At 71.8% G+C, this 7,750-nt stretch carries 7 protein-coding genes and 1 riboswitch; of the genes, 1 reads left to right on the top strand and 6 read right to left on the bottom strand.

Features of this window, described 5'->3' with window-relative positions; all coding sequences use genetic code 11:
* Positions 1 to 614, bottom strand: a 614-nt coding sequence (gene cobO, locus AC5Y36_RS17050; RefSeq protein ID WP_500042112.1) for a cob(I)yrinic acid a,c-diamide adenosyltransferase, incomplete at its 3' end; no start/stop codon positions are given.
* Positions 614 to 2,554 (bottom strand): magnesium chelatase subunit D family protein, encoded by a 1,941-nt coding sequence (locus AC5Y36_RS17045; RefSeq protein ID WP_500042111.1) that lies wholly within the window; start codon positions 2,552 to 2,554, stop codon positions 614 to 616. The genes AC5Y36_RS17045 and cobO, both read right to left, overlap by 1 nt.
* Positions 2,555 to 2,566: 12 nt before the next feature.
* Positions 2,567 to 2,696: riboswitch (cobalamin riboswitch) on the bottom strand.
* A gap of 3 nt (positions 2,697 to 2,699) precedes the next feature.
* Between AC5Y36_RS17045 and cbiE the strand changes: the two genes are divergently transcribed.
* Positions 2,700 to 3,911: a precorrin-6y C5,15-methyltransferase (decarboxylating) subunit CbiE gene (cbiE, locus tag AC5Y36_RS17040; RefSeq protein ID WP_500042110.1), complete on the top strand. Its 1,212-nt coding sequence runs from the start codon at positions 2,700 to 2,702 to the stop codon at positions 3,909 to 3,911.
* Here cbiE and cobM read toward each other — a convergent pair.
* From cobM to AC5Y36_RS17020, 4 genes are read right to left on the bottom strand one after another with little or no spacing between them, the layout of a single operon-like run.
* Entirely contained in the window at positions 3,897 to 4,664 is a 768-nt protein-coding gene (gene cobM, locus AC5Y36_RS17035) for a precorrin-4 C(11)-methyltransferase (RefSeq protein WP_500042109.1), read from the bottom strand. The genes cbiE and cobM overlap by 15 nt on opposite strands.
* Entirely contained in the window at positions 4,661 to 6,172 is a 1,512-nt protein-coding gene (locus AC5Y36_RS17030) for a precorrin-2 C(20)-methyltransferase (RefSeq protein ID WP_500042108.1), read from the bottom strand. Before AC5Y36_RS17030 ends, cobM begins: the two co-directional genes overlap by 4 nt.
* Positions 6,169 to 6,837, bottom strand: coding sequence for a precorrin-8X methylmutase (locus tag AC5Y36_RS17025; protein ID WP_500042107.1), 669 nt, complete (start codon positions 6,835 to 6,837; stop codon positions 6,169 to 6,171). Before AC5Y36_RS17025 ends, AC5Y36_RS17030 begins: the two co-directional genes overlap by 4 nt.
* Positions 6,834 to 7,724 carry a ferredoxin-like domain-containing protein gene (locus AC5Y36_RS17020; protein WP_500042106.1) on the bottom strand — a complete coding sequence of 297 codons (891 nt, stop codon included), beginning with the start codon at positions 7,722 to 7,724 and terminating at the stop codon, positions 6,834 to 6,836. Before AC5Y36_RS17020 ends, AC5Y36_RS17025 begins: the two co-directional genes overlap by 4 nt.
* Positions 7,725 to 7,750: the final 26 nt, after the last annotated feature.

The following is a 7,750-nucleotide window of genomic DNA, read 5'->3' as shown; positions in this document are numbered from 1 at the left end:
TACCACTCAATACCGCGCTGGCCCTTCTGGCCGGCGTCCATCGGGTGTTTGACCTTCGCCATCTCGGTGACCAGGTCGGCGATCTCGACCAGTCGCGGGTGAGCGCGCCGGCCGGTGACCACGACATGCTGGTGACCCGGCCGGTTCACCAGGGTCTGCACCACGTCGTCGATGTCCACCCAGCCCCAGTCGATCGGGTAGGTGAACTCGTCGAGCACATACAGGTCGTGAGCCTGGGCGGCAAGGCGGCGTTTGATCTCGTTCCAGCCCGCCAAGGCATCGCCCGCATGATCCTCGGTGCTGCCGGTCTTGCGGCTCCACGACCAGCCAGAACCCATCTTGTGCCACTCGACCGTCCCACCCTCACCGGTTTCGTCGTGCAAGGTGCCGAGCCGCTCCAGCACGGTCTGCTCACCGACGCGCCACTTGGCGGACTTGACGAACTGGAAGACGCCGATGCGGAATCCCTGATTCCAGCCACGCAATGCCAATCCGAAGGCCGCGGTGGATTTCCCCTTGCCGTCCCCGGTGTGCACCACCAGCAGCGGCCGGTTGCGACGCTGCCGGGTGGTCAACCGATCGTCGGGCACCGTCAGCGGCTGCCCCTGCGGCATCAGGCGGCTCCTCTCACGATGTCGGTCAGTGCCTCGGCGCTCACCTGAGGCAGCGGAATGTATTCGGCCCGTAGATGATCGGCGAGCGCGCGGGCCAGTCCCAATCGCATCCTGCCGTTCTCGCAGTCGACGACGACCGCGGAAACACGTTGTGCGGCCAGGTGATCCGCGGCTTGTCGGGACCGTTCGACGGGATCGGCGCCGGCCGTGGCCCGGCCGTCGGTGAGTACCACCAGCAGCGGGCGACGCGCCGGATCGCGGAGCTTCTCGCGCCGGATCACTTCGCCGGCCTCGGCCAGACCCTCGGCCAGCGGAGTACGGCCACCGGCCGGCACCTGATCGAGCCGCACCGCCGCGATCTCCACCGACCCGGTCGGCGGCAGCAGCACCTGGGCGCCGGTGTCGCGGAACGTGACCACGGCGACCCGGTCGCGGCGCCGGTAGGCATCGAGCAGCAGCGAGGCGATCGCGGTCTTGACGTGACGCATCCGCTCGGCGGCGGCCATCGAGCCGGAGGTGTCGACGACGAACAGCACCAGGTTGGCTTCCCGGCCCTCGCGGGTCGCGCGCCGCAGATCGGTTGCCGCCAGCAGGAGACGGCCGCCGGCGCGGCCGCGGGCAACCTGGTGCGGTGCGGCGGCGCGAACCGTCTCGAACAGATGCAGGCCGGTGCCCGCCGCGTGCAGCGGGGCGGCACCGGTGCGGCGCCCGATGCTGGTGCGGGCGCGGCTGCGCCGCCCGGCCTGGCCGTCCCCGACGCCGTTGACAGTGAAAAGCCGTGCTCGGTACGGGGAATCGGCGCTTATCGTGCTCGTTCCGCCTTGGCCGGGCGAAGATGGCTCGCCTCGATCCGGCGCGCTGCCGCCCTCAGGTCCGGGCCCGTCGGGTTCGGGTTCCGGATCCGGCTCTTCGGGCGGGAGCAGCTCCTCGAGCTGCGCCTCGTCCAGTCCGGGCGCGTCGAACGGATTGCGCCGACGCCGATGCGGCAATGCCAACCGGGCAGCTACCCGTATGTCGTCAACGGCCACCTCGTCGCGGCCCTGCCACGCCGCGTGTGCCACCGCGGTGCGGGCGGTGACGATATCGGCGCGCAACCCGTCGACGTCGAACGCCGCGCACACCTCGCCGATCTTGAGCAGTAGGTCGTCGGCCAGCCGCACCCGCGCCAGCAGCGCCTGAGCATCGAGAATCCGGGCGCGCAAACGGTTCTCGGCCTCGGCGTAGCGGCTACGGAACGCCACCGGGTCGGCGTCGAACGCCAGCCGCCGGCGCACCGCGTCGGCGCGCAACCCCGGATCGCGTGGCGCGGTGACTTCCACCGTCAGGCCGAACCGGTCCAGCAGCTGCGGACGCAGCTCACCCTCCTCCGGGTTCATCGTCCCGACGATGACGAAGCGGGCGGCGTGGGTGACCGACACCGCGTCGCGCTCGACGGTGAGCTGCCCCATCGCGGCCGCATCGAGCAGCAGATCCACCAGGTGGTCGGCCAGCAGGTTCACCTCGTCGACGTAGAGGATGCCCCGGTGTGCCCTGGCGAGCAGCCCGGGTTCGAATGCGACGACACCGGCGCTGAGCGCCTGTTCCAGCTGGATCGAGCCGACGACCCGGTCCTCGGTGGCGCCGACCGGCAGTTCCACCAGCCGCACCGGCCGCGTTTCGACGGCGGCGTCGGCGCCGAACGGTCCGTCGGGGGAGAGCGGATCGGGATCGGCGGGATCCGACGAGAACCGGTCGCCGGCCACCACCTGGATCGGCGGCAGTACCTGGGCCAGGCCCCGCACCAGCGTCGACTTGGCGGTGCCCTTCTCGCCGCGGATCAGTACCCCGCCGATGGTGGGCGAGATCGTGCTGAGCACCAGCGCCAGCGCCATGTCGTCCAGGCCGCCCGGCGCGTCCGGGTCCGCGCCGACGACGGCGGGGAACGGGTAAAGCTGTTGCATACGTGAGGCTCCGCTCGTGAGTAACGCGAAGCCGGTAATCGGACTGACCGAGAAGCATCCGTCGGATGCGCCGCGGAACACCGTAGCGGGCCTGCGTCGGAGTCGCACCGACTTCCCTGGCACCTCGCGCCGCTACCCTAGCACCGTGCCTGCACCCGATCGCCTCACCGTTGTGGGTATCGGCGCCGACGGCTGGATCGGCCTCACCGAACCGGTGCGCGCGGTGGTGCGGGACGCCGACGTGGTGCTCGGCGCGCCACGCCAGCTGGAGTTGCTGCCCGTTGTGGCAGGCCAGCACCGTCAGCCGTGGCCGTCGCCGCTGAGCGCCGGTCTGCCGGGGCTGCTGGAGGGGCTGGCCGGCCGGAAGGTGGTCGCGCTCGCGTCGGGAGACCCGATGCTCAGCGGCGTCGGCACCACCCTGGTCGGGCTGTTGGGCGCGGGCCGGGTGACGGTGTTGCCGGCGGTGTCCTCGGTGGCGTTGGCCCGGGCCCGGCTGGGCTGGTCGGCGGAGTCCACCGCGGTGATCAGCGTCGTCGGCCGCGACGTGCACACGGTGTTGCGTGAACTGGCACCGGGCCGGCGGCTGCTGGTGCTGTCCGCCGACGAGACCACGCCGGCCCAGTTGGCCGCGCTGCTGGTCGATCGCGGCTTCGGCGACAGCCGGATGCTGGTACTGGGTGACCTGGGCGGGCAGTCCGAATCGGTGCGGGAGAGCACCGCGGCGGGTTTCGCAGGCCCGGTTCCGCGGCTGAACATCGTCGCGCTGGACCTGGTCGGCCCGATGCGGCACGGCTGCGGATGGGTGCCCGGCTTACCCGATCAGGCGTACGAGCACGACGGGCAGCTGACCAAACGCGATCTGCGGGCAATCGCCCTGGCCCGGCTGGTGCCGGTGCCCGGGCAGTTGCTGTGGGACGTCGGTGCCGGTGCCGGGTCGGTCGGCATCGAGTGGATGCGCGCCCACTCGGCCTGTCGCACCGTCGCCGTCGAAGCAGACGAGGCCAGGGCCCAACGTATTTCAGCCAACGCACGCAACCTCGGCGTACCGGCACTCACCGTGGTCCACGGTTCCGCGCCGGCGGCGCTGGCGGGTCTGCCGGCACCGGATGCGGTCTTCATCGGCGGCGGTCTGAGCCGGCCCGGGGTACTGGCCGACTGCCTGGCCGCGCTGCGGCCCGGCGGCCGACTGGTCGCACACGCGGTCACCCTGGAGACCGAGGCGCTGCTGGCCGCCGGGTTCCGCGAGCACGGCGGCGAGCTGACGCGCATCCACGCCGAACACGTTGCCCCGCTCGGTACTTTCACCGGGTGGACACCGGCGCGCACCGTCACACAGTGGGCGCTAACGCTGCCGTGATCGGTCCCGGCCCGGATCGTAGAGGTGACTCTCCCCGGCGCACGAATCGTGGCCTTCGGTGAGTGCCCTTCCGACCAGGATCACGGCGGCTTGACGCAGGCCCGCCGCCTCAACCTGCCCGGCGATGTCGGCGAGGGTGCCGCGCAGCACCAACTCGTCGGGTTGCGACGCCCGGTAGACGACGGCCACCGGGCACTGCGGCCCGTACTCGGGGGCCAACTGGGCCATCAACTCCCGAGTGCGGGTGATGGCCAGGTGCAGCACCAGGGTGGCGCCGGTGGCCGCGAACGCGGCCAGTGATTCACCGGCCGGCATTGCCGTGGAGCGGGCCTGGGTGCGGGTGAGCACCACCGACTGCGCCACCAGCGGCACGGTCAGCTCACGGCCCAGGACCGCGGCGGCGGCGGCGTAGGCCGCCACACCCGGAGTGACGTGCCACGCCACCCCCGCCGCGTCGAGCCGACGGGTCTGCTCGAACACCGCGCTGTAGAGCGACGGATCTCCGGACACCAGCCGCACCACCCGGTTCCCGGACTCATGGGCCCGCACCAGCCGTTCCACGATGGCGTCCAGGTCCAGATCCTGGGTGTCGACGAGTTCGGCCGCACCAGAACAAACTTCGAGCACATCCGGATCCAGGTAGCTGCCCGGGTACAGCACCACCTCGGCGTCGGCCAGCAGTCGGGCGGCACGCACCGTCAGCAGGTCCGCAGCGCCCGGACCGGCGCCGACGAACTCGACCGGCGTCCTCATCGCACCCACCGTGGCGTCCACACCCGGCCCGACGGCGTCACCCTCGTCGACGACGCCCCCACCAGCAGCAGGCATTTCATGTCGATCGCGTCGGTGTCCAACTCGCCCAGGGTGGTCACGGTCAGCGACTCGTCGGCCCGGCCGATGTCGCGGCCGATGACCACCACGGTCTGCGGAAAGCGGTGTTCCAGCAGCACTTTGCGTGCGATTGCGATCTGGTCGGGCCGGGCACGCGATGCCGGGTTGTAGATCGCCAGCACCAGGTCGGCGTCGGCGATCGCCCGCAGGCGGGCTTCGATCACCGCCCACGGCTTGAGCCGGTCGGACAGGCTCAGCACCGCGAAATCGGCCCCGATCGGAGCGCCGGCACGCGCGGCCACCGCCTGCACGGCGGAGACTCCGGGCAGCACCCGCACCGCAACATCGCGATACCGCTCACCGTCATCCAAGGCCTCGAACACCGCGGCCGCCATGCCGAACACCCCAGCGTCCCCGCCGGAGACCACCGCCACCTTCTCACCGCGTGCCGCCAGATCCAGCGCGAAGCGGGCCCGGTCCAGCTCGACGGTGTTGCCCGACGAGTGCCGCCGCAGCCCCTCACGTTGTGGGACCCGCGCGACGTAGGGGCGATAGCCCACCACATGGTCGACCTCGGCCAGCGCGTCGGTCGCCTCGCTGGTGAGCCAGCCGTCGGGTCCCGGGCCCAGCCCGACGACCAGCAATTCGGCGGCGGGAGCCGACTCGACGGCGACGGCGACCTGGTCGGCCGGGGTGCGTGAGCGCCGCCCATTGCGGGAGTCGCCGTCGACGACGATCAGCGACAGATACGGCACCGTCGTCTCATCAACGTCGGTGACCGGCAGCCAGCGCTGCTCGGGATGGCTGGCGCGCTCGACGTAGCGGGCGTGCTCGAGGCGTCCGGCGGCGGACAGGGCGCGCCGCACGGCGGGGAAGGTACGGCCGAGCTTCATGATGATGGCGCCGTCGGTGTCGGCCAGTCGCGCCGCGAGTTCGTGCTCGGGCAGGGTGCCGGGCAGCACGGTCAGCACGTCGGTCTGGCGCACCAGCGGCGCGCCGAGCGCGGCGGTGGCGGCGCTGAATGCCGGTACGCCGGGGATGATCTCGGTGTCGAAGCGGCTGGCGAGCCGGTCGTGCATGTACATGAACGAGCCGTAGAACAGCGGGTCGCCCTCGGTCAGCAGTGCCACGGTGCGTCCCGCGGTCAGGTGGGCGGCCAGCCGTGCCGCGGAGGCCTCGTAGAAATCGGCGAGCGCCCCGGCATACCCGCCGGGATGGTCGGTGACCCCGGTGGTCACCGGGTAGCGCAACTCTTCCTCGATCACGTCGTCGGCGATGAGGTCAGCGGCGATGGTCCGGGCGTAGGACGCCTTGTTGACCCCGGCGTGATAGGCCACCACGTCGGCAGCGCCGATGATCCGCGCGGCCTTGCGGGTGATCAGTTCGGGATCGCCGGGGCCCAGCCCCACCCCGTAGAACCGTCCGCTCATTCGGCGTCCGACGCCAGCGCATTCAGCGCCGAGGAGGTGATCGCCGAGCCGCCGCGTCGGCCCCGGACCGTGATGAACGGGATATCGATGCCGTGGTCGGCGTGCAGGGCCGCCAGGGCATCCTTGGATTCGGCGGCGCCGATGAAACCCACCGGGCAGCCGACGATCACCGCCGGCCGCGGACCGCCGTCCAGGATCAGCTCCAGCAGGTGAAACAGCGCGGTCGGCGCATTGCCGATCGCGACGACGGCACCGGCCAGTACCGGCTCCCACAGCGAGACCGCCGCCGCCGAACGGGTCGTTCCCCAGTCGGCGGCCAGCGCCGCAACCCGGTCATCGCGCAGATAGCACAACACCTCGTTGCCGGCCGGCAGCCGGCCCGCGGTCACCCCGACCGCCACCATCCGGGTGTCGCACAGGATCGGTGCGCCGGCGGCCAGTGCGGCGCGCCCGGCCGGAACGGCGTCGGGGTGGATCACCAGGTCACCGGCCACGTCGGTCTGACCGGCCCCGTGGATCATCCGCACCGCGAGCCCTTCGGCCGCCGGGGGGAGGTGCGACAGGTCGGACTCGCGCCGGATCGTCGCGAACGATTCGACGTAGATCGCCGGGCCGTCATCGATGTACGGGTAGCGCCGGGTCGGGCGCCCAGCTGGGCCGGTCACGCAATCGTCTCCTGTGTTCGGGGGATCAGGATGCCGTGCCACGGCGTCACGACCAGGTCGGAGGTGCCGCCGGTCTCGGCCAACGCGCGTGCGAGGTCGGCGGTCAGCACCCCGCCGGGGATCTCCTGATGGATGCCGCCGGGCACCGCACCGTAGTGCAGCGGGCCGCCCGGGGCGGGTAGCCGCGGATCGGCGGTGCCGGCAGGCACCAGCGGCGCGGTCAACTCCCGGATGTGCCAGGGCGCATCCACCCCGTTCCCGCGGGCGGCGAGGAACGCCTGCGCCAGCGCGGCAAGGTGGCCGGGGGAGTCTTCCACGCGCACTACCTTGCCCCACTGCTGACCGATGCGGAGTTGGGCCTCGGTCTCGCTGAGCGCAACCAGGCCCAGATCGGTGCCCCGGGGTGCCGTCAGCCGGTCGAGCAGATCACCCCGCCCGTCGTCGAGGGTGAACAGGAAGCGGCCCGGCAGCCCGGCGAATCGCGGATCGCCGCACAGCAGCACATCCAGCCGTTGGGCTACCGGGCGCAGATCGGCCCGCCCGCCGCCGTATCCGCTCTGCGGGGAAACCAGGATGTTGCGGACCAGTTCGTGGGTGCGCGACGGCAACAACCCGGTCGCCTCGAGAGCGGACAGCACCGCCGGATCCAGCTGGCGGTCGCGCCCGGGCAGCCCGCGCAGTTGCAGGTTGGCGCGTTTGGTCAGGTGCAGTCGCCCGTCGCCGAACTCGTCGCTGACCGCCAGGAGCCGGGTCAACGACGCGACGGGCAGCCGTCCCCCCACCAGCCGCAGCCGGACCAGCAGTCCGTCCCCGGCAGGCCAGGGCCGTAGCGCACCCGGGCACAGGTCGGTCCGGGTGCGACCGCCCTGGGCGGATGAGGTCGGCATGCGCATCGCTTTCCGGTCAGTGGATT

It is taken from the genome of Mycobacterium sp. NGS50 (assembly GCF_059812545.1).
The sequence above is the reverse complement of the archived record's forward strand: the minus strand, read 5'-3'. Positions and strand labels throughout refer to the sequence as shown.